Source organism: Tateyamaria sp. LSS28, assembly GCF_059611725.1.
The window spans coordinates 1-21,651 of sequence record NZ_JCAPFI010000008.1; the positions used below are offsets into that span (position 1 = coordinate 1).

General features: G+C 59.2%; 19 protein-coding genes and 1 pseudogene. 9 read left to right on the forward strand and 11 right to left on the reverse strand.

Annotation, left to right across the window (positions count from 1 at the left end; all coding sequences use genetic code 11):
- From AC53L6_RS20915 to AC53L6_RS20930, 4 genes and pseudogenes are all read right to left on the reverse strand, one after another.
- Positions 1–110: pseudogene (locus AC53L6_RS20915) on the reverse strand (sulfopyruvate decarboxylase subunit alpha); the annotation flags it as partial.
- A gap of 19 nt (positions 111–129) precedes the next feature.
- Positions 130–1,104, reverse strand: a complete 975-nt coding sequence (locus AC53L6_RS20920; protein ID WP_496909248.1) for a zinc-dependent alcohol dehydrogenase — start codon at positions 1,102–1,104, stop codon at positions 130–132.
- A gap of 58 nt (positions 1,105–1,162) precedes the next feature.
- Positions 1,163–2,470 carry a histidinol dehydrogenase gene (hisD, locus tag AC53L6_RS20925; RefSeq protein WP_299605487.1) on the reverse strand — a complete coding sequence of 436 codons (1,308 nt, stop codon included), beginning with the start codon at positions 2,468–2,470 and terminating at the stop codon, positions 1,163–1,165.
- A gap of 236 nt (positions 2,471–2,706) precedes the next feature.
- Positions 2,707–4,935 (reverse strand): NADP-dependent isocitrate dehydrogenase, encoded by a 2,229-nt coding sequence (locus tag AC53L6_RS20930; protein ID WP_496909249.1) that lies wholly within the window; start codon positions 4,933–4,935, stop codon positions 2,707–2,709.
- Between the two features lie 350 nt (positions 4,936–5,285).
- On the opposite strand from AC53L6_RS20930, the gene AC53L6_RS20935 reads away from it, so the two are divergent.
- Complete coding sequence (locus AC53L6_RS20935) at positions 5,286–5,669, forward strand: hypothetical protein (protein WP_299749116.1); 384 nt, start codon at positions 5,286–5,288, stop codon at positions 5,667–5,669.
- 110 nt (positions 5,670–5,779) lie between these two features.
- Positions 5,780–6,217, forward strand: coding sequence for an ion channel (locus AC53L6_RS20940; RefSeq protein ID WP_299196390.1), 438 nt, complete (start codon positions 5,780–5,782; stop codon positions 6,215–6,217).
- 62 nt (positions 6,218–6,279) lie between these two features.
- Here AC53L6_RS20940 and AC53L6_RS20945 read toward each other — a convergent pair whose 3' ends face one another.
- Genes AC53L6_RS20945 through AC53L6_RS20965 form a run of 5 tightly spaced genes read right to left on the reverse strand, consistent with a single transcriptional unit; the run spans position 6,280 to position 12,231 of the window.
- A complete protein-coding gene (locus tag AC53L6_RS20945; protein WP_496909250.1) occupies positions 6,280–6,834 on the reverse strand; it encodes a pyridoxamine 5'-phosphate oxidase in 555 nt (184 codons plus the stop codon).
- Positions 6,827–7,867 carry a lipocalin-like domain-containing protein gene (locus tag AC53L6_RS20950; protein ID WP_496909251.1) on the reverse strand — a complete coding sequence of 347 codons (1,041 nt, stop codon included), beginning with the start codon at positions 7,865–7,867 and terminating at the stop codon, positions 6,827–6,829. The genes AC53L6_RS20945 and AC53L6_RS20950 overlap by 8 nt, the downstream gene beginning before the upstream one ends.
- Positions 7,857–10,235 carry an FtsX-like permease family protein gene (locus tag AC53L6_RS20955; protein WP_496909252.1) on the reverse strand — a complete coding sequence of 793 codons (2,379 nt, stop codon included), beginning with the start codon at positions 10,233–10,235 and terminating at the stop codon, positions 7,857–7,859. The genes AC53L6_RS20950 and AC53L6_RS20955 overlap by 11 nt, the downstream gene beginning before the upstream one ends.
- Positions 10,232–10,903, reverse strand: a complete 672-nt coding sequence (locus AC53L6_RS20960) for an ABC transporter ATP-binding protein (protein ID WP_299605502.1) — start codon at positions 10,901–10,903, stop codon at positions 10,232–10,234. Before AC53L6_RS20960 ends, AC53L6_RS20955 begins: the two co-directional genes overlap by 4 nt.
- Positions 10,900–12,231: an ABC1 kinase family protein gene (locus tag AC53L6_RS20965; protein WP_496909253.1), complete on the reverse strand. Its 1,332-nt coding sequence runs from the start codon at positions 12,229–12,231 to the stop codon at positions 10,900–10,902. The genes AC53L6_RS20960 and AC53L6_RS20965 overlap by 4 nt, the downstream gene beginning before the upstream one ends.
- Positions 12,232–12,919: 688 nt before the next feature.
- On the opposite strand from AC53L6_RS20965, the gene AC53L6_RS20970 reads away from it, so the two are divergent.
- The gene (locus AC53L6_RS20970; RefSeq protein WP_299605506.1) at positions 12,920–13,804 is read left to right on the forward strand and encodes a bifunctional 5,10-methylenetetrahydrofolate dehydrogenase/5,10-methenyltetrahydrofolate cyclohydrolase; all 885 of its coding nucleotides are present in this window, start codon (positions 12,920–12,922) and stop codon (positions 13,802–13,804) included.
- Position 13,805: 1 nt separating this feature from the next.
- Positions 13,806–14,834, forward strand: coding sequence for a GlxA family transcriptional regulator (locus AC53L6_RS20975; protein ID WP_496909254.1), 1,029 nt, complete (start codon positions 13,806–13,808; stop codon positions 14,832–14,834).
- On the opposite strand, the gene AC53L6_RS20980 is transcribed toward AC53L6_RS20975, so the two are convergent.
- Complete coding sequence (locus AC53L6_RS20980) at positions 14,819–15,658, reverse strand: EamA family transporter (RefSeq protein ID WP_496909255.1); 840 nt, start codon at positions 15,656–15,658, stop codon at positions 14,819–14,821. The genes AC53L6_RS20975 and AC53L6_RS20980 overlap by 16 nt on opposite strands.
- A 137-nt stretch (positions 15,659–15,795) precedes the next feature.
- Between AC53L6_RS20980 and AC53L6_RS20985 the strand changes: the two genes are divergently transcribed.
- From AC53L6_RS20985 to AC53L6_RS21000, 4 genes are all read left to right on the forward strand, one after another.
- Positions 15,796–18,165 carry a trimethylamine N-oxide demethylase gene (locus AC53L6_RS20985; RefSeq protein ID WP_496909256.1) on the forward strand — a complete coding sequence of 790 codons (2,370 nt, stop codon included), beginning with the start codon at positions 15,796–15,798 and terminating at the stop codon, positions 18,163–18,165.
- Positions 18,162–18,539 carry a hypothetical protein gene (locus AC53L6_RS20990; protein WP_496909257.1) on the forward strand — a complete coding sequence of 126 codons (378 nt, stop codon included), beginning with the start codon at positions 18,162–18,164 and terminating at the stop codon, positions 18,537–18,539. The genes AC53L6_RS20985 and AC53L6_RS20990 overlap by 4 nt, the downstream gene beginning before the upstream one ends.
- Positions 18,536–18,937 (forward strand): hypothetical protein, encoded by a 402-nt coding sequence (locus AC53L6_RS20995; protein ID WP_299605516.1) that lies wholly within the window; start codon positions 18,536–18,538, stop codon positions 18,935–18,937. The genes AC53L6_RS20990 and AC53L6_RS20995 overlap by 4 nt, the downstream gene beginning before the upstream one ends.
- Positions 18,938–19,000: 63 nt before the next feature.
- Positions 19,001–19,618 carry a dimethylsulfonioproprionate lyase family protein gene (locus AC53L6_RS21000; RefSeq protein WP_496909258.1) on the forward strand — a complete coding sequence of 206 codons (618 nt, stop codon included), beginning with the start codon at positions 19,001–19,003 and terminating at the stop codon, positions 19,616–19,618.
- Here AC53L6_RS21000 and AC53L6_RS21005 read toward each other — a convergent pair.
- A complete protein-coding gene (locus AC53L6_RS21005) occupies positions 19,615–20,949 on the reverse strand; it encodes a trimethylamine monooxygenase (RefSeq protein WP_496909259.1) in 1,335 nt (444 codons plus the stop codon). The genes AC53L6_RS21000 and AC53L6_RS21005 overlap by 4 nt on opposite strands.
- Positions 20,950–21,109: 160 nt before the next feature.
- On the opposite strand from AC53L6_RS21005, the gene AC53L6_RS21010 reads away from it, so the two are divergent.
- Positions 21,110–21,502: a hypothetical protein gene (locus tag AC53L6_RS21010; protein WP_299196358.1), complete on the forward strand. Its 393-nt coding sequence runs from the start codon at positions 21,110–21,112 to the stop codon at positions 21,500–21,502.
- Positions 21,503–21,651: the final 149 nt, after the last annotated feature.

A 21,651-nucleotide genomic window follows, 5' to 3' on the forward strand; every position in this document is an offset into this window, starting at 1 on the left:
TGCTGGTCGATCTCGTCGATGACACCCGCAAGCTGTTTGCAGGGCACCGTCGTCACAAACGAAATGTCGTTCGCAACCAGATCATCGGTAATCTTCTTGTCTATGGTCATGAATATGCTGTCTCCGGCATCAGGGGTGGAGGATGATCTTGGGCGCAGCAACCGCTCCGCTGCGCAAGTCGGCGAAAGCGCGGGCCCCGTCCGACAAAGGACGTTCTTCGGCCCAGTCCAGCGGACCCAAGCGCCCATCGAAAATTGCACTGCATGTGTCGCGGAAATCCTGCGGCGTATAGGTGTACGTGCCGATGAATGTAATTTCCTGCAGTGTCATGCGCCGAATATCGAGACCGCCGGTGTCTTCGCCAAGCCCGATATGAACGATCACGCCGCCAGGTTCCGTGAGTGATGAGGCTGAAGCCCGTGTGGCGGCGTATCCGACGGCATCTACAACCAGCCCGTAGCTGCCTGTCCCCGCGGGGAAACATGGAATGTCACATCGTTTTTCCAGAAAGCTGCGCCTTGCCTCATTCGGCTCGGCGATGGTGACATTGGACAGGCCTTGCGCTTTCAATGCCAAGGCTGCGGCAAGACCAATTGCGCCGCCGCCCAATACAAGCGCAGAGCGGCTGGCCGCTGGATCCAATGCTACCAACCCAAGACGAACGGCATGCCAGCTGACCGCCAGCGGTTCCGCCAAAGCAGCCTTGTCCAGAGACACAGCGTCCGGCACTTCGATCAGATTTGCGGGGCGCATCGCCACAAATTCAGCAAAGGCACCTTCGCGCGGCGGCATGGAAATGATCTTGCGGTCCGCACAGAGATTGTCACGGCCAGAGGTACAAGCGGCACAGATCCCGCAGCCCACCAGCGGATTGATCGTGACCCGTTTGCCATCGCGGTCCCCACCTACGATCACACCAGCCGCCTCGTGCCCAAGGATCAGTGGCGCGGGTCGTCGGTCATCATGTCCCAAGTAAGCATGCATGTCTGATCCACAGATGCCCGATGCCACCACGCGCACAAGTTCCTGCTCGGGGTCCGGCACTGCATCCGGCACATCGCGAAATGTCAGAGTTTCGACGCCATCATAAACAAGTGCTTTCATTTGCCGGCTCCTCTCCCCCGCCACCGCATCAGCAACAGCCTTGCCGATGCCAACCGGCTCAGCCCTCGGCACTCAGATCAAAGTTCTCACCCGGGAAATACTTGGCCAGACGTACGTCCGCGGCGCGGGCGTGCCCCTCCATCCCCTCAAGGCGCGAGATACGAGCTGTTGCTTCTGCCACCGGTTTCGACCCTTCACGGGTCGCACGCTGCCATGTCACGATCTTCATGTACTTATGTACAGACAAGCCGCCTGTGTAGTTTGCCGCGCCAGATGTCGGCAACACGTGGTTTGTACCAGATGCCTTGTCGCCATACGAAACGGTTGTCTCTTCCCCAAGGAACAGCGAACCGTAACATGTCAGCCGTTCCAACCACCAATCCAGGTCCTCGGCTTGCACGGTCAGGTGCTCCGGTGCGTAATCATCCGAACAGGCGGCCATCTCTTCACGGTCCGCACACAGGATGACCTCGGCATAGTCGCGCCAGGCCGCGGTCGCGTTCTCGCGATTTACGTCCGGCAGATCATCGATCAACTGGGGCACCATTTCCATCACACGCTCAGCCAAATCACGGTTATCCGTGACCAGCCAAACGGGTGAGTTATAGCCGTGCTCGGCCTGGCTCACGAGGTCGGTCGCAACGATATGCGCGTCGGCCTTTCCATCGGCTAGGATCAGGCTGTCAGTCGGGCCCGCAATCATATCAATGCCCACGCGACCAAAGAGAATACGCTTGGCTTCGGCCACAAACTGATTGCCGGGACCGACAAGAATGTTCGCCTTGGGCAAGCCAAACAGGCCGAATGTCATGGCCGCGACGCCCTGCACGCCGCCCATGGCCATGATCTTGTCCGCACCGCAGATATGCGCGGCATAGACAATGGCCGGCGCAACACCGACGCCCGGACGCGGTGGTGAACACGCGGTGATGTGCTTGCAGCCCGCAACCTTGGCCGTTGTGACCGTCATGATGGCGCTGGCAATATGACTGTATCGACCGCCGGGCACATAACAACCGGCTGCATCGACGGGGATCGCCTTCTGCCCGGCGATCAGGCCCGGCACAACCTCAAGCTCAACATTCGCTACCGTTGCTTTCTGTGTCTCTGCAAACCGGCGCACATTGTCATGGGCAAACCGAATATCCGCTTTCAGCTTGTCAGGTACTTGGGCGACAGCCGCTTCGATCTCGTCAGCAGTCAAAAGCACGTTGCCTTCATACTTGTCGAACTTGGCCGCATACTCCAATGCCTTGGCATCACCGCCAGTTTCGATATCGGCCAAAATATCGCTCACAATCTGGTTGACGTCAGACGCCCCTGATGTTGCGGTCAGCGTTGCTTTCTTGAGGTATTCACGTGCCATCGGATGCCTTGGTTCACTTTGCAGTCCGGCGCACGCTAGGGGGTTGTTGTCAGGCGACGCAAGGTCAGCTGAGACGGGAGACGTGACATTCACGAACAAGCCGCCCCACTTTTGACTATCCGAAAGATATGATAGCCAATTGTCTCAATTTTGGCGCTTCACGTTGGCACAGCATTCACAACCTGAATACTGCGAAGTGAGCGCCGCCGGGAAAAGCGCCCGGCGACGCGAGACTCCTAGCTGTCGATCAGGGCATTCAGGGTCCCGGATGGGCGCATGATGCCCGCCACCTTGGCTGCGTCGGTGTTGTAGTAGCCACCCAAGTCGACCGCCGCACCGCGACCGGCCATGAGTTCTGCTGAAATCGTGTCTGCATTGCCGCCAAGCGATGCGGCAAGATCGGCAAAGGATGCGGCCAGATCCGCGTCATCGCTTTGTGCCGCCAACGCTTCGGCCCAATAGAGGGCAAAAAAGAAGTGGCTGTCACGGTTGTCCGGCTGACCGACCTTGCGGCTCGGGGATTTGCCCTCGCCCAGCAGCTTGATGATCGCAGCATCCGCGGCATCACCCATGATGGACGCCTTCGTATTGCCGTGTGCATCACCAAAGAAGCGCAGGCTTTCTGCAATGGCGCAGAACTCACCCAAGCTGTCCCAGCGCAGGTGGTTTTCCTCAACCAGCTGTTGCACGTGCTTCGGGGCGGACCCACCTGCCCCGGTTTCGAACATGCCGCCACCGTTCATCAGCTTTACGACCGACAGCATTTTGGCCGATGTCCCCACCTCAAGGATCGGGAACAGGTCGGTCAGATAGTCACGCAACACATTGCCGGTAATGGCGATGCAATTGTCACCCGCAGTGATGACCTTGAGCGCGTGGCGCGTGGCGGCCGCTGGGTCCATGATCTGGAACGCATCGAACTTGCCCTTTTCGGTCAGGATCGGGGTGATCATCTTGATCAGCTCAGCGTCATGGCCGCGCGTGGAATCCAACCAGAAGACCGAGGCATAACCCGTTGCGGCTTCGCGTGAAATCGCCAGATCAACCCAGTTCACAACCGCTTCTTTTCGGGTCGACGCCATCCGCCATATGTCGCCAGCTTCCACGTCATGGCTGGTAAGCACGTCGCCGCCATTGGCCGCGATCACTTTGACCGTACCGTCTGCCGGGATTTCGAAAGTGGTTGGGTGCGAGCCATATTCCTCGGCTTTTTTCGCCATCAAACCGATGTTCTGCACGGTCCCGGCCGTTGTCGGATCAAGCGCGCCATTGGCTTTGAAGAAATCAACCGTCTCGGCATAGACCGGCGCGTAAGAGCTGTCGGGGATAACGCAGTTCGTGTCGCCCTCTTTCCCATCCGGACCCCAGCCCTTGCCACCAGCGCGCAGCACGGCAGGCATTGAAGCGTCGATGATCACGTCGGATGGGACATGCAGGTTGGTGATGCCCTTGTCAGAGTTCACCATGTACATTGGTGGGCGATCCGCCATGACCGCGTCAATCTCGGCCTTGATTTCAGCGCCGTTGGACATACCCGCAATCACGTCCAGCATGGTGCCAAGACCGGAGTTAGGGTTCACACCGGCGGCTGCGAAATCGTCAGCGTATTTGTCAAAGACAGGCTTGAGGTAGGCGCGAACCGCGTGACCAAAGATGATCGGGTCCGACACCTTCATCATTGTTGCCTTCATGTGCAACGAGAACAGGGTACCGTCAGCTTTGGTGTCATCAATCGCTTTGCCAAGGAATGCCATCAACGCGTCCCGCGACATATAGGTCGCGTCGACGATGGTGCCCGCCTCCATGCTCAGGCCATCCTTGAGCACCGTCACGGTGCCATCTGCTGCCGTATGCTCGATTTTCAAAGCACCGGCCTGTGCGTCGCTCAAGGTCACCGATTTCTCGTTCGACCGGAAATCGCCAGCGCCCATGGTCGATACCTTGGTCTTGCTGTCGGCGCTCCACGCGCCCATCGAATGTGGATTGTCCTTGGCATAGGCTTTGACAGCGGCAGGCGCACGGCGGTCCGAGTTGCCTTCGCGCAGGACCGGGTTCACGGCGGAGCCCTTGATCGCGTCGTAGCGAGCACGGATGTCATTCTCTTCATCCGTGGAAGGCGCTTCCGGATAGTCGGGAATGTCGAAGCCCTGACCTTGCAGTTCCTTGATCGCCGCTTGCAGCTGCGGCACCGAGGCCGAAATGTTTGGCAGTTTGATCACGTTTGCGTCCGGTGTGGTCACCAACTGACCGAGGGCCGCCAGATCATCACTTTGCGCCTGCGCGTCCGTCAGACGTTCGGGAAATGTTGCCAGGATACGGCCCGCGACCGAGATATCACGCGTTGACACGTCGATGCCTGCGGCAGACACGAATTTACGCACGATGGGCAGCAGCGATGCGGCCGCCAATTGTGGAGCTTCATCCGTGACGGTGTAAATGATGTCGGGAGCGGCGTCTTGGGACATAATGCAGTCTTTCGCTTGTTTCTCACACGAGGGGCGCATGGCATGACGTTCTGCACACCATTGTATGCCGTGCAGATAACGGGTCAGCGGCAAAGGCTCAATGCCAGTCACGCAAGCGCGACAATTGTATCCGTTTTCCCGCCTTTTCAGCGCCGAGGATGCCATGGAAACCATTTCGAGCGCATCAGAAAAGCGCGAGACATCCGGTCTGTTGGATAGAAACTGAAATCATCTGCCGCGGAGTCGTTCCGGCCGCGAAAGACCCGACCGCTCGAGATTGAAAGAATCCGCCACAATTCTTTATATTATGCACAGTTGACGCGCAGCTTTTTGACCGCAATGCTCAATACATGAGCAGAATAAAAACGATGTGCGCAGCGTTCGTCGTTATGGCAACCGGGATCACACAGGCCGCAGCCGACAACGACATCGCCTTTTCCTTCGCCGAATGCGCTGGCCGTTTCTCGGCTGAAATGGAGCATGCATGGCTTCTGAATGATCCTGTGGCGCAAGTGTACGAGCAAGACCGGGCTTCTTTTGTCAGTTTGACCGACGCATCATTTGCACCCGGACAGGGCCGTGCAATCCTCAGTCACAGGGTAGAAGTCAAACTTGCCCACGCAGCGCTCTTGCAGCAAGCCAGCTTTGGAACACGCGCCGACCGCGCCAAGACCGCGCGCCATGTCGCCAACACTCATCTGGCAACATGTCGAACCCTGCTGCTTGGCAGCTGACCTAGGCATATAGCTGCGGCGTGGAAAGCCACCTGTTTACAGGGTCTTGAGCCTTCGGATATCGCGTTGCACAGTACAGGATCAAACTGTGACCTTCCGAAAGGCCGCCAATGACTGCTGCGTCCCAAATCCTGCTTGGCAGCGCGCTTTTGACGATTTGCGCCCTGATCCACGTCGGAGCCGTTGCGATGCTTGTCCCGTTTCTGGCGCGTGCCGCCGATCGTTTGGAAGAAACCGGATCACGCTTGCGGACACTGATCATAACTGGGCTCAACGTGCTCATTCTACTGGTCGCGCATACAGTTCAGGTCTGGGCATGGGCATTGGCGTTCTTCGCCATGCGGGCATTTGATGATTTTCCGACCAGTTTTTACTTCGCGACCGCGACATATACGACATTGGGATACGGTGATCTGCTATTGGGTTCGGGTTTGCGCATCTTTGGGACATTCGCTGCCATCACCGGCCTTTTGACTTTTGGCATCAGCACTGCGTTGCTGATGGGGGTTATCGTCAGGCTATTGCCGTCCCTGGACGACGACGAGTAGACAACTCACCGGTCTCGCGACTTTTGGTCGGGACGCTTCGCGCAGGCAGGCGACGGTTCGCCTTATGGTGCCAACCAAGAGCCCCTCCAACCATCTTCCCGGACATATGCGGCGCGGCGGTGTTTCTCGCCCAGATGCACGAGATCAATATGGTCAATCGTGCATCGCAATACGGCAAAACGCTCACGGACCGGCGGCTTGTCATAGGCAAACACATCCTCGATCGGTGTGCCGGGATCGGGTGCCGTCCCATAGGACACCCGCGATGCAACGGGAACCCTGTCCCATTCCCGCTCGACAAAGGCTCCCGTCAGGATTTCAACGGTCGTGGTCAAACGAATTTGCAGGCGCGATCGGGGCAACCACATGTGAACGGCTGCCTTTGGACATTGGCGCAATGCCTCTATCTTGGCCGTCACGATATCGGTGTGCACCTCGACCACCGCGTCAGGTTCATTGGCGCGGCGCAATGCGACTGTGCGCGCCTCGGGCACGCCGGACGGCGACACGGTGGCAAAGGTCGGGTATCGCGCCGGTGATCTGCCATCCGCAACACCTCGACGCATCTGCAGCCACGCTGTGGACAGAAAGGCTGCCAAATCGCCCGGGTCACTCATATCCCGTCATCTCCAGATATCCGACGCCATCGTGGCTGCCAGTGATATGCACGGGCCCTTCCCAATATGGAATGGCCAAGGGCATCCATGCCTCAGTATTCAATGCCTCTACAGAAACATCGACGCCCCTGTCGGGCAGGCGGACACGCCACGTCGTCGGCACGTGACGTTCGGCAACAGCACTTCGCGTGACAGGCTCAGCCGTAAATGCACCATCCGGGTACGCGGTCGTACCACCATCCGGATCGATCCATGTGGATGCGCTGTAAAACGTCCCATCGCGTTGGCGCAGCTGGAAGCCCATCAACTTCTCACCGCTCTCAAAAGACAAGGAAAACCAGTCCCACCCCGATTGCGTTTCTGACAAAGGTTGCGACGACCATTCGCGATCCAACCATGCACTACCTGTGACTTCAACGGGGCCTTCCGGCAGAACCAAGATGCCAGTAATGCTATAGAACGGCTGCGAATAGTAGTAACTGGCCTGTCCATCGGCCGATTTTACCGAATACCCGTCTTGCCCTTGAAAAACCAACGGCCCGTCGGCCTGCAACGCCATGTCGTACCCAAAGTCAGAACCTTGAGCGCTAAGCGAAAGCGTATCCAGATCCGGGCCTTCCATGGTCCATTCATCAATCCACGCGCGAAATGGATCAGCCTGCACACCAGCCTGCCCGATCCCGCCGCGTGCAAAGCGTTCCGTTGCGAAATGCGCGTCGGGTGTTGTGACGGCAGCGTGGGCAAACCACACCTGTGGCGATCTCCAACCCTCGCTCTCACCCGGTGCAAGAGCCGACCGGAACAATGTCCATTGAAGCCCGTATGGTGTGCCATCCGCAGCCTTCAGGTTGGCCGTCAGATACCACCATTCAATCCTGTAATCCGGATGCGGGCCGTGATCGGCGGGAAAGTCAAACTGCCGACCTGGCTGTGGCACGGCGAAACCATCGGCATCGGATCCCAACCCCGCAAAACCCTGCGCCAGCGCCGCAATTGGCCAGAGCAAACAGAAAATCACTGCTCTAACGTTCATTGGCAAACACCTTGAGCAGCGCATTTGGCGGTGTTCGCGCCAGCCGCAATGCGGGCCACGCAGCCGCCGCTAGAGCTGCGAGTATGGCATAAAGACCCAGGCGCGCATAATCACCAGGGAACAGGAACATAGGCAAGCGCCACCCAAACGCTTCGACATTGATGACCGCCAGCAACACCCAGGCCAGCCCAAGGCCAACAGGCAACGCGAAGAAACATACCAGCGCAGCACAGACAACGGCGCGCATCATTTCAAGTTGTCCAATCTTGCGCCGTGTCAGTCCAAGCGCCCAAACAGGAGCCAATTGCGGGACCCGCAGATCGGCCAATGTCAGCAAACTCATCAGCATGGCAAAGCCAGCGACCGCCAGCGTCAGTACATTCAACGCGGCCGTCACCGTAAAGGTGCGGTCGAACACCTGCAGTGAAAAGGCCTTGATCGCCGACTGATCCGTAATTGCGTTGTCGGCAATGCCCAAGTCGTCCGTTAGAACACCCCGGACCTGCTGCGGGTCCTGCGTGCGCAAGCCAAATTGGCGGGGTGCAATGTCCGGATGTAGATGGCGGAACAGGGTTTCAGCTACGACAACCTGCCCTTTCGGATTGCCATAATCGGCCACCACCGCGGCAATGGGCAATGACTGTCCCGGCGCAATGTCGATCTGATCCCCGACCCACAAATCCGCACGCCGCGCAAGCTGCTCATTGGCGACCGCCGCCTCCCCGGCCTCAACCTGATCCCAGGCGTCCGGCACCGCATCCAGAAACGCCCAGTTGTCCCGGTATGTTGGGCCAACACGCACACCAAAAAGGCGGGCTGGAAGCCGCGCGACCTGTACATCCACTGCAAGTAGTGGAAGGACCGTGACCCCCTGCCCGGCCATCGCCGTCTCGATCGTTGCGGCTTGCGCTGCATCCGTGGCTTCAACATACAATTCCGATGCGAGCCTCTGATCCAGAAAGTCCACAAATGTCTGCCTGAAGCTGGACACCATGGTTGCCACGCCAATATTGGCCGAAAGCGCAAGCAAGAGCGCCATCAAGGCAAGACTAAGACCTGGCAATTGCTGCCGCGTGTCCGCCCAAAACCAGCGATTTGCCGGGGTTCTCGCAAGGTTTTCCGCGTACCTGAGCAACGGATGGACAACCACCGGCAAAGCCAACGCTGCGCCGATCAGGAAAAACCCCAAGAGCGCAAATCCGGCCAACAAGCCCGACCCGCCCCAGAGAAGCCCAGCCGCACAAAGCAGCAAGGCAGCTGCAACAGCTGCTTGTACACGCTGCATACGTCCAGAAGTCATGGCCCATGCGCGGGGTCGCGCGCTCGCCAGCAGGGGCATGCGCGCGATTTGCCACAGCCGCCCACCAGCGGCAGCAAAGGCCCCAAGCACCGCAATGGCAAGACCCGAAGCCCACCAAGACGCACGGAATTGAAGCGTTCCAGCAACCTCGGTGCCATACAGCCCCCGCAAGGTCACAGCCACATCTGGCAGCAAGATGGCCGCGATCACATAACCCAGAACAATACCCAAACCTGCGCCAACAAGTGCCAGCAACAGAAGCTCGATCAGCATCAAACTGACGAGGCGTCGCAAAGGCACACCCAGCGCGCGCAAGGTGCGCACCAGCCCCCGGCGCTGCTCAAAGGCAAGGCCGATCGTACTGTACACGATGAAGAGGCCCACGGCGAAGCTGAGCAAACCAAAGGCGGTTAGATTCAAGTGAAAGCTGTCGGTCAGTTCTCCCATATCGGCGGTTTGGTTTGCGCGTTGCAGGCGCAGCCCTGGTGCGACGTCATCAAGGTCGGGCTTTGCCATCGGTTGCACAGGTTGCATCAAGAGGCGCGACAGATCATCACGATCAAGCAATCGTTGAACGACACCGATGTCACCCACCGCGATGCTAGGCGCGATGGCGGGATCAATGACTATCTCGATTTCAGTCTGCAGTCGTGCCGCAGTGGTTGCATTTGCATAGAGTTGCCCGGGATCCAGAAAGGCCGTCAGATCACTGGTCTGGGCCACCTGCCCGACGCCAAAACCCGCAGGCGAAGAAAGAGGGTCAAAACCAAGCAGGCGGACGCCCTCGAACCGTCCGTCAAGCACGGGCGAAACCAGCCATCCTGCGCGGCGCAGTTCCACGAAGTCCTGCTGCCCAATACTGTCACCCGTTTTTGGCACGATCTGATCGAACTGACCCTCACCCAGCGTTGCAGCGGCAGCATCATAGCTGGCGCGTGCCTCTGCATTGATGGCCTGCACGCCAGACCAAAGTGCCGTTGCCAGGGCGAGGCCCGCCAGAAAGGCAAACAGCTGCAATGGGTTTCGCCGCCAATGAGACAGTAGCGCTGCCATGCAGGCACGTGTCATGCGAGATGTCCCTGGCTTAGATGCAAGCGTCGATCCATCCGTGCCGCAATGGCCGGTGAATGGGTGACCAAAAGCAGCGCCGCCCCTGTATCCTCAACAAGATGAAGCAATTGGTCCAAGACTTCGGCCGCCGTGCCCTCGTCCAGGTTTCCTGTGGGTTCGTCAGCCAGCAGCACTTTGGGCCGAGCCGCGATCGCGCGCGCGATCGCCACGCGTTGCTGTTGACCTCCGGACAAGGCTTCGGGGTATTTTCGCATTTGATCTTTCAGGCCCAATCGCTGTGAAAGACGCTGGATCAGATCATTGTCTACCCGTCCGGACAGCCGCGCCTGGAACGTGATGTTGTCACCTACCGTCAATGACGGGATCAGATTGAACTGCTGAAATACGACGGCCACGTCTTTGCATCGAACCTCTGCGCGCGCACTGTCCGACATTGCCCCCAGATCATGGCCCGCGACACGCACAACGCCCTCATCTGCCGTTTCAAGCCCACCGGCAATGTGCAAAAGCGTGCTCTTGCCGCTGCCAGATTCTCCGGTCAGGGCCAATGTCTCCCCCGCTTCCAGCGTCAGGTCGACACCGCGCAGAACCGGTACAGGTGCTCCACCATTGGCGAATGACTTCTTAACACCGCTAAACTGTAAAACCGGAGGCAAAGCCGTCATGTGTGATCCATGTGCTTAGCCATCAGATCAGCGACCGGGACGCGCGCACGCAACCGATTGGCCAACAAGAACATGCCCGCAACCTTGCGCTGAATATACAGCAAGTCCATTGGAACCGGCGGCGGTACAAAGCCGTCAATCGCCAGTGCCTCCCCTGCCTGTTGCAAACGCTGGGACAGTCCAGACGCGGCAATGTCCAAGAAAGGAGATGCACGTATCTCGTCGAAAACAAGCATGATCATATCAAGGATGCGTGCGCGAAACGGCTCATCCACCGTTTCAGGCACCAGTTCCATCGCCGCAACAATCTGTGCCACCTCGGCACGCGCCCCCTCATTCCCGGCCCGCATGAGCGCACGCATCTGTTCTGACAGCCTTGGTGGCACATTGCGGGTTGCACCGAAATCCAAAAGTACAATGCGCCCAGTGTCAGGGTCATGGCGATAATTGGCAAAGTTAGGATCGGACTGCATGGCGCCAAACACAAACAGCTCGCGCAACATCAAATCACACAGCACATACATGACATGATCGCGCTGTTCCTGCGGCAAGTCGGCGACACTCTCGATCCCGTCTGACGGCACAAAGGTCATGGCGAGGACCTTGTCCGTGGAAAGCGGCGCGTGCAGTTCTGGCAGAGTTAGGCTCGGGTCGCCCTTCAGCAATGCAGCGAAATGTTCAAGATGTGCGGCCTCAGCGTGGTAGTCCGCCTCTTCCTTCAACTGCGAACGCGCCTCATCCAAGTAGGGGTCGATAGCAAAGCCGTCGGGTAACAGACCGGACAATCGGATCAATCGGCCGATATTTGCAACATCACTGTCTATGCTGCGCGCGATACTGGGATACTGAACTTTGATGGCAAGATCGGTTCCATCGGGCAATTGTGCCCTATGAACCTGGCCAATCGATGCAGCAGCAATGGGCCGAACATCAAAACGTGCAAACCGCTTGCGCCAGCCTGCGCCCCATTCCGCGTCCAGCACATCGCGCAACTGCTGCGGCGGCATGAAATCCGCATCTGCACGCAGCCGGGCCATGATATCGGCCAGCTCAGGCGGCAGCACATCGCCGGTGTCCATCGACATCAACTGCCCGACCTTCATGGCAGCGCCGCGCATACGCGCAAGCTCGTTCGCGATGCGGCGCATGTTTGTGGGTGTCAGCAGTAAATCGCGCGCAACAGGGCGACGGCCCTGCCCCAGTTGCAGCGCGCCGCCGACGGCCATGCGCCCGGCCACACCTGCAGCAAGCGATCCCATCCGCCCAAATCGCGAGATGCGCCCCGCAGGCACCGCCAGCGGGCGCGACAGGTGTGAGTGATCGGTCATGTGCTTTATAGTCCTTGCCTTCAAACCAACCTAAGTGACCCAGGAATGAAATCAATCGAACCACACATGATCCCTACTCTAGCAGGACGTTGCGTTCGGCGACGACAGCGATACCTCGGCCAAAGCAACGCAGATAGAAAGATTGAGAGGAGTGGCGGACAGGAGGTCCGCCGGGCTGTTCCTTTACCACATTAACAATGCGTATTAATTTTGGAGAAGTGAAAATTTAAACCCTAAAACCTACCAAATGTTGTTGAATTCTCTTTCTCCTTCGAAACCGGATGCCAACGGTTCGCTGTCCTCCAGCGACAGCGCTTCAGCAGTTTGGAAGCAACAAATCCAGCCTAGTGAATAGCGCCAAAAGTAGGATTTGTTCCGGCCCAAAGCCGACCTTGCCTGTGTTCAATCGCGCTGCGCCGCAGCGCCTCGACAGCGGGCTTTGAATCAATACGCACTTTAGTCGAACAATGTGACGCGTACTGGGGCGTCAAAGTCCGATACCGCAGGAGGCTCAGATGCAAGGAACTCTAAGGTCACCATTCAAGAAGTGTAACCAGTGGCGGCGGGATGGCTAGCGTCTAGGGTTTTACTCAACAGCCACCCACACCAACAGTAAAAAAAGTTGCACTAAGGGAAATAATCTGGAACGGTCGAACGTGTTAGCTCAGCAAATGTCACCGGAACCCCAGTGAAAGACAGCGCCCAGACCCATCATCACATCGACGGCCGCTCTGTCGCTGCCCGGATCCTGAACGCCTGCCGTACTTTCATCGAAGAGAACGGCCCCATTGGGCGGCTTGTCTCGGTCTCGATCGGTGACGTGCCGGAAATCGCGGTCTACGTGCGCAATCAGGAACGCGGCGCCGCCCGCGCCAACCTGCCCTTTGAAACCCAATTCTGGCACGGCGACATCACTCAGGATGAGGCCAAAGCGAAAATCCAGCGCATGAATGATGACGCCGAGGTGCTGGGGATCATTCTTCAGCGGCCTGTGCCTGATCACATCAACCTGCGCTCGCTGCAATCGGCGATCCACCCGCTTAAGGATGTCGAGGGGATGAACCCCGCGTCCATCGGCAACATCGTCTATTCGGACGTGGCCCTGGCACCCTGCACGGCAGCGGCCAGCGTCGAGTTGATCAAGGAAACGGGCCTTGACCTCAAAGGGCTGGAAGTGGTGATGATCGGCCACTCCGAAATCGTTGGTAAACCCGCCGCCATGATGCTGATGGCCGAAGGGGCCACCGTCACCGTCTGCCACCACCTGACCCGGTCGGTTGCCATGCACTCGCGCCGAGCCGACGTGGTGGTCGTGGCCGTTGGCATTCCGCACTTTCTGGGCCCCGACATGATCAAGCCGGGCGCTGCGGTGATCGACATCGGGATCAACCAGATCGACGGGCCAGACGGCACACCCAAAATCGTGGGCGACGTCGATACAGACGCGGTCGGAGACATCGCAGGCTGGATCACCCCCGTGCCGGGCGGCGTGGGGCCGGTCACGGTGGCAATTCTGATGCGCAACGCAACCGTAGCGCACCAGCGCCAGGTCGCAGCAGGATGGATGGATTGAGATGGGCAAACCCGACAACCGTTTCGACGTAGCCGCCGCGATAGACACCCAAGCGCAATCGCGGGTGATCGAAATCCATGTCACCAAGGGGTTCAGTGGGCTTGAATTGACATCAATCACCCACGTGCTGGCCACCGCCAACACGCTTTTGGGGCGCGATCTGTTCTCCTGGCGCTACAGCACAGACACACCCGGCATCATCGCGGGCGATCAGGGCGCCCTTGTGCGGGCCGAACCGGCCATTGGCGACCACCGGCTGGCCGACATGATGGTTGTGGTCGGCGGCAAGGGGGCCGCAGCAGGCAAATGGCTGGCGCGGGCACGCGCGATGCAGCGCAAGGCGCGCACCGTGGTGGTGCTGTCCGACGCCGCCACGGCTTATATTCAGGCGACCAAGGCCCCCAGTGGGCGCGTCACCACCCACTGGCGCGACATCACGAGCCTTGTCGAAACCGGCTATCACCCCAAGCTCACAACGCATCTCAGTGAAAACTCCGATGGCATCATCACCGCCGCAGGTGCAGGGGCGACACTTGAGTTGATGGTGGGCCTGGTGGCGCCCTACCTGACCAGCCCGCAGGTGGCCGAGCTAGGCAATCACCTGCTGCTGCAGACCCTCCGCAAAAGCGACGCGGAGCAACCCAAGGGCATGGCGGACAACGAAGGCATGTTTGACGCCCGCCTGACCAAGGTCATCCGCCTGATGGAAGACACGGTGAACGACCCCCTGTCCATGGATGAAATCACGGCGCGGGTTGGTGTCTCGACCCGGCATCTGGAGCGGGTGTTCCGCACCACGTTTAACGACACGCCCGCGCGTTTCTATAAACGCCTGCGGGTGAAACGTGCGCGCACCATGATCGAAGAGTCCCTGCTGCCCATGATCGACATCGCTATTGCCTGCGGTTTTGCCTCCTGCACAACCATGGCCAAGGCGGTCAAAGGGGAATACGGTGTGACGCCGTCCAAAATGCGGTCACGCAAAAGCATCCAGCTTTTAACCTATGAGGGTCGTCAGACGGCCAGATAGCCAATCCCCATGAATACAACCGCGATCCCGAGCCATTGGATACGGGCCACCGCCTCGCGCAGGAACACGGCAGCCAGAATGATGGTCAGCACGCCAAAGGTTGACGCCGCCACAGACGCAAAGGCGGGATAGGCAAAACTGCCTGCCAGCATCACCGCACCAATCGCGGTCGCGTCCAGCACGCCCATGATCGCCAGCACCGACAACGCCGACTTGGCCGGTATGACCGGTTGCCGCAGGATCAGCGCAGCCACTCCAACAACGCAGACCGCAGCCACGCGCGCGACCGCGATGGCCGTCATCTCCGACCCGCCGTCGACGGACAGTTGCCCAACGGCAAAGGACGCTGCGAACCCGATGGCCGCCAGCGCGGACCACAGGATGGCTGCAGGCTGCGCACCAGCACCTGTATCATCCTTCGACGTGGCTGCAACGAACCCGCAGCCCACGACCACAATCAGCACCGCAATCCATTGAAGGGCCGTCACGGTCTGTCCATTCATCACGGCCCAGCCCACCGACAGGATGGGAAAGCTCGCGACAATCGGAGCCACGACCGGCACTGGTCCAATCGCCAGCGCCTTGTAAAAAGCAGCACCTGTGAGGCCAAAGATCGCGCCCGACAGAACTGCATACACGGCGGCATCCGTTGCCAGCCCGTCGGCGCCAAGCGCGCCTGCCAATATGGTTGTGGCGATACATCCGCTCACCAGCACCGGAAACAGGGACTGGAAAACACCCACCCGCCGCGAGATGTAGCGTACAAGCGTATCGTGCACGCCCCAGCAAAACGCCGCGATCAGGCCGAGCGTCAACGCACCCATTGGCGGCCCATCAAACCCTGATATATTTTTCTCACCTAGCACTGCCCCATTGCTTGCGGCATGGCAGCCGCTTCGTTATTCTCACAGTTAAACATTTATTCCGCTAGTGCAAAAATCAGGCGGTATGGGAGGCGACGATGCTTGACGATCCTTATCCTAAGGTGAAGCCCGGTCCACCGCGTCCCAGCCGGATCATTCAGCCTGTCCAGTTCTCTCTGCCGCCCGGCACCGAACGCTACGTTGTACAGGGTGGTGGGGCCGTCCTGATCCCAGTCGAAGCCGGCGATCAGGTAACAATCATAAATGACGAAGGTGGTCAGGTCTGCGAAGTGGTCTGCGCTGATGATCAAGGGCGTGTCGCCGACAGCCTGCTGGATCGCCCTGCGGACGCGCCTGCCAATGGTCTGCGGGCTTTGCTGACGGGCAGCGATCAATCCCTGCGCGGCTTGCGGATGGGCATTGATGCGCGCCGTATCGACCTTGCCGCAGCGCGCGCAGTTCGGTTGTTTGACACAGGCACTCGCGCCAAGGCCGAAGAAGACATGCGCGTCACCCGCGACGGCACACTGATCATCGCGGCCTCTGGCAGTGCCATGGATCCCGAAGTGCAGGATACCGTCACGCCCCTGACCGTGATGATCCGGCGCGCCACGATCAAAAGCCATGTGAAGTTCGAATTGCCCGATCCGCTGGCCGACCCTGTGGCCGACATCAGGGTGCACACCCAAACGGCCGAGGCGTTCTTTGTCAAAGCGGGCGACTACATCCAGATCATCGATGTGGATGGTCGCCAGTGCACCGACTTCGAATGTTTTTCAGCCCGCAAGCTCGACAAGGGAATCGAACACGCGCTCGACGTGACGACGACCCGCACGCTGATGGGCCACGCCTACCCCATGCCCGGCCTGCACGCGAAATACTACGATCAGGAGATGCTGCCTTTGGTCGAAGTGGTGCAAGACACCTGCGGCCGCCACGATGCCTTCGCGCTGGCATGCTCGGCCAAGTACTATGACGACATCGGATACCCCGGTCACGTCAATTGCTCGGAAAACTTCAACACGGCCCTGTCCGCGTTCAACGTCACGGGCCGCCCCGGCTGGATGGCGATCAACTTCTTCTTCAACACATATCTCGACGAACACGGCGTCATGTACTCAGACGAGCCGTGGTCGCGCCCCGGCGACTATGTCCTGCTGCGCGCCCTCACAGATATCGTCTGTGTGTCCTCGGCCTGCCCTGATGACACAACCGCCGCCAACGGCTGGAACCCCACCGACATCCACGTGCGCACCTATAGCGGGCGCGAGACCTTCCAACGCAGCGTCGCCTACCGGCCCACCCCTGATGCGGACCCTAAAATGACCAAACAAACCGCCTTCCACGACAGCTTTGCCAAGCACACCCGCAACTTTGTCGAATACAATGGCTACTGGCTCGCCAACTGCTTTGCCGAAGCGGGCCCGATCGAGGAGTACTGGGCCTGCCGCCAAAAAGCGGTGATCATGGACCTGTCCCCGCTGCGCAAGTTCGAGATCACGGGGCCGGATGCAGAAGCACTCTGCCAGTACGTGTTCACCCGCAACATGAAAACGCTGGCCGTCGGCGGCGTCGTCTACACTGCCATGTGCTATGAACATGGTGGCATGATCGACGACGGCACCGTCTTCCGGCTGGGCAAGGACAACTTCCGCTGGATCGGTGGCAATGACTATGGCGGCGAATGGCTGCGGGAACAGGCCGACAAGCTCGGCCTCAAGGTCCTTGTCCGTTCCTCCACCGACCAGCTGCACAACGTCGCCGTCCAAGGCCCCGAGAGCCGCGACCTCTTGCGCAAGATCGTCTGGACCGCACCACATAATCCAGAGTTCGACCAACTGGGCTGGTTCCGCTTCACCCCCGCGCGCCTCAACAACGAATCCGGCACGCCTTTCGTCATTTCTCGCACCGGCTATACAGGCGAGCTGGGCTACGAAGTCATGTGCCACCCCAAACACGCCCCCGAAATCTTCGATGCGATCTGGAACGCGGGCCAGGACCATGGCCTGCGCCCCATAGGGCTGGAAGCGCTCGACATGGTGCGGATTGAGGCAGGGCTTATATTTGCAGGCTATGATTTCTCGGACCAGACCGATCCGTTTGAAGCAGGCATCGGCTTCACCGTTCCACTCAAATCCAAACCCGACGACTTCATCGGGCGCGACGCCCTGATCCGGCGCAAGGAACATCCCAGCCGCAAGCTCGTCGGCCTCGACATCGATAGCAACGTGCAGCTCGATCACGGCGACTGCATCCATATCGGCCGTGCGCAAGTGGGCGAGGTCACATCGTCCATGCGCTCGCCACTGCTGGATAAAAACATCGCCCTCGCCCGCATCGACGTCGCCCACGCCGACATAGGCACCCAAGTCGAGGTCGGCAAACTCGACGGCCACCAGAAACGGCTGCCCGCGGAAGTCGTCCCCTTCGCTCATTACGACCCGAAAAAAGAGCGACCCCGCTCATGATCCGCCGCGTCTTCCTCATCGCGCTTCTCACCCTCGCGCTGCCCGCCCACGCACAGTCGGTGAAACTCAAGGCACACGAGATCGACGCGCTCCTGTCCGGCAACACCGCCATCGGCAAATGGGAGGGCACCCCCTACCGCCAGTATTTCGACCCCGACGGGACCACGATCTACGCCCAAGAAGGCGCACGGTCGGCCCTTGGGCAATGGCGCATCGACGTTGAGAAAGACGAATACCAAAGCATCTGGCCCCGGGACGCCGACTGGGAAGGATGGTTCGTCATGGAATGGGACGGCAGGTTCTATTGGGTCAGCAAGGCAACCCCACCCACCCCCTTCGAACTGGTCGAAGGCGAACGGCTGGTGGCACCATGATCCGTGCCACTGGTCTTTTGTTGCTGTGCGCCAGCGCCACCCATGCGAACACGTATTGCGCGGATCTGACCGCACGCACAACCACCGAAATCGCGCTTCCCGATGGCACGCCGGGCACCTGCAGCACGTCACTGGATCTGTCCGGCGCGCAGGCAATCAACTGCCGCTGGCCCTTCGACTACCGCGCCGATGCCGCGACAGCGGCCTTTACCGCGCTACTGAGCGCAACCACGCAATGCCTCAACACCGATGGCGTCACTGATCAGGGCGTCAACCATCCCGACAGCTACGACCTGCGCATATTCCAAACAGAAGCGGCGCAGATCAGCGTGTCGATCAAGGACAAGGGCGCGCTCCAGCAGACCTATGTCTTTCTGCGCATCGCACCCAAGGATTGAACACGCGGCCTCACGTCGTTTTTACGCAAGACGATCAAACGGATTGCGGAGCAGACTGACGGCATGGATGCGGAAAATGCCTTTGAAACCCTGTTGCAAGCAACCCGCGCGGTATGCCGTCAGCATCCAGACGTGCGCGCCTTTGTCCCGTTTCCGACAGACATCACGCCGCAGCCGGTGACACCCAAACCCTGCCCCTGCAGCGCCTACCTGGAACAAGAAAACGGCTGGGACCACGATCCGGCCTACGCGGAACTGTCCACCGCCATCATCCGCTCCGGGCCAAATGCGCATTGGCGCGAAACCTACAAGAACACCGGTATCGGCGATCACTTCATGGATCGGTTCGGATGCTACTGCATCATCGGACCTGAGGGTCCATTCACATCGCAAACCGCGCGCGTTTTCATGGTCTACATGCCCCCGCATCTTTACTACCCATGGCACCATCACCCGGCCGAAGAGCTTTACCTCGTCCTCTCCGGCGCGGCGATCTTCTGCAAGGCAGACGCGCCCGACACCACGCTGCGGGCCGGAGACGTCAGTTTTCACGAAAGCAACCAGTCGCACGCAATGGAAACGCGCGATGACCCGGTTCTGTGTCTGGTGCTGTGGCGGAATGAGTTCGACACACCGCCGGTGTTGAGCGCGCGGGCCGAAACGACCCACGCCAAGGCCTAGTTTTGCAAGTATACCTCTAGGCTGTCATCCAACGCATCCACCCACGGCGTGTGGTGGATGGGTGCCATCGACCCTGTCATCACCGACGCATAACAATTGTCACGGAAGGTCATAATGCCCTGCTTCTTATGACCCTTCCACGCCTTGAACGCCTGACACGCGCCTTCGACATCGAATGACGGATAATCCGTCTCGGCAATCAATTCCTTGATGTAGTCTCCCTGATACCAGATCGCGTCATAGTCATCTTCACCTGCATCCTCGCGCGCCACACGGTCCACCACATCAGCCTCCATCACAGCCTTTGACGGCATAGCGATCTTGCCCATGATCGCGTCGCGCACCCACCAGGCTTGGGCGTCGAACATGTTGAAGGTGAACCACTGGTCCTGCATGCCCAGATAAAACAGGGCCGAGTTATCCACCCATGCCACGCCTTTATACAGGTCTGCCGTTGCCAGCCGGTTCGCCGTCTTCAGGCGTAGTTCTTCTGCCATGAAGGGGAAATGGTGCTGGTATCCTGTGCACAAGATCACCGCGTCCACATCGCGGCTGGTGCCATCCTTGAAATGCGCCGTCTTGCCGCTCACATGTGTCAGCAACGGCACCTCGGCCCAGTTGTCGGGCCAATCATACCCCATGGCCGCTGTCCGGTGCGACACGGTGATCGACTTCGCCCCGTACTTCCAACACTGAGAGCCGATGTCCTCGGCGGAGTAGCTGGTGCCGACGATCAGAATATCCTGATCCTTGAACTCCAACGCATCGCGGAAATCATGGGCGTGCAGCACACGACCCTTGAAGCTCTCGAAGCCCGGAAACTCCGGCACATTTGGTGTCGAGAAGTGGCCCGACGCACAGATCACGTGATCGAACTCTTCTGTGTATTCCCGGTCATTGGGCAAGTCCTTGACCGTCACGCTGAATGAACCGTCTTCGAATTCGACCCGGCGCACTGTCGTCTCGAACCGGATCCAATCCCGTACGCCCGCCTTATCCACACGGCCCTGAATGTAGTCGAACAGAACGGCGCGGGGCGGATACGATGCGATCTGCTTGCCAAAATGTTCTTCAAAGGAATAGTCCGCGAATTCGAGGCCTTCTTTGGGCCCATTGGACCACAGATAGCGGTACATCGACCCGTGCACCGGCTCGCCATATTGGTCCACGCCCGTACGCCACGTATAGTTCCACAATCCCCCCCAGTTGGACTGCTTTTCGAAGCAGACGATCTCGGGAATATCCTCGCCATTCTTCTTGGCCGATTGAAAGGCACGCAATTGTGCGAGGCCCGAAGGACCCGCCCCGATGATGGCGATACGTTTGGGCATTGAGCGACTCTCCTGACGATATTTGCGTTGGGTCAATTCGACCGTTATCGCCCCTGCAAGTCAACTAATTTGAACCACAGTAAAATCATACCGTGCGCCTTTTAGGTGTACATGAGTGTGTTTTGCGCTGATGATCCGAGCAAAAGGAACGGAACAAGATATGGCGAAACCACATTTCAGCTTCTGGATCATTGCGGGGTTGGGCCTCGCGTGGAACCTGATGGGCTGCCTGAACTTCGTCACCCAGATGAACCCCGACGCGGTCGCCCAGATGCCAGAGCTGTATCAGCTCATCATTGCCGCGCGTCCGCTTTGGGCCACGCTCGCCTTTGGCTTTGCCGTGTTTGGTGGGGCGCTTGGGTGCATCTTGCTGCTGTTGCGGCGCCGGATGGCCACCGTGGCCCTTGCGGTGTCGCTGCTGGCCATCGGACTGACAGTGGTCCAGACGATTGCAGTTGTCGGCATGGCCCCCAGCACGTTCCTTGCGCTGCTCGTTGGCGCGGCCCTGTTTTGGTACGCTACGATTGCGCAACGCAGCGGCTGGTTACGTTAGATTTCGCGACCGCTCGTCATCGGCGTCAGCTTGCCAGAAGTCTGGTAAATTTTTGGGAAACGGAGCGCGCGCAGAACCAACCATTTGATCCCGCGCGCAAATTCCAAACACACTAAGATATCGTCGCCACAGCGAACAGCGTGTCCCCG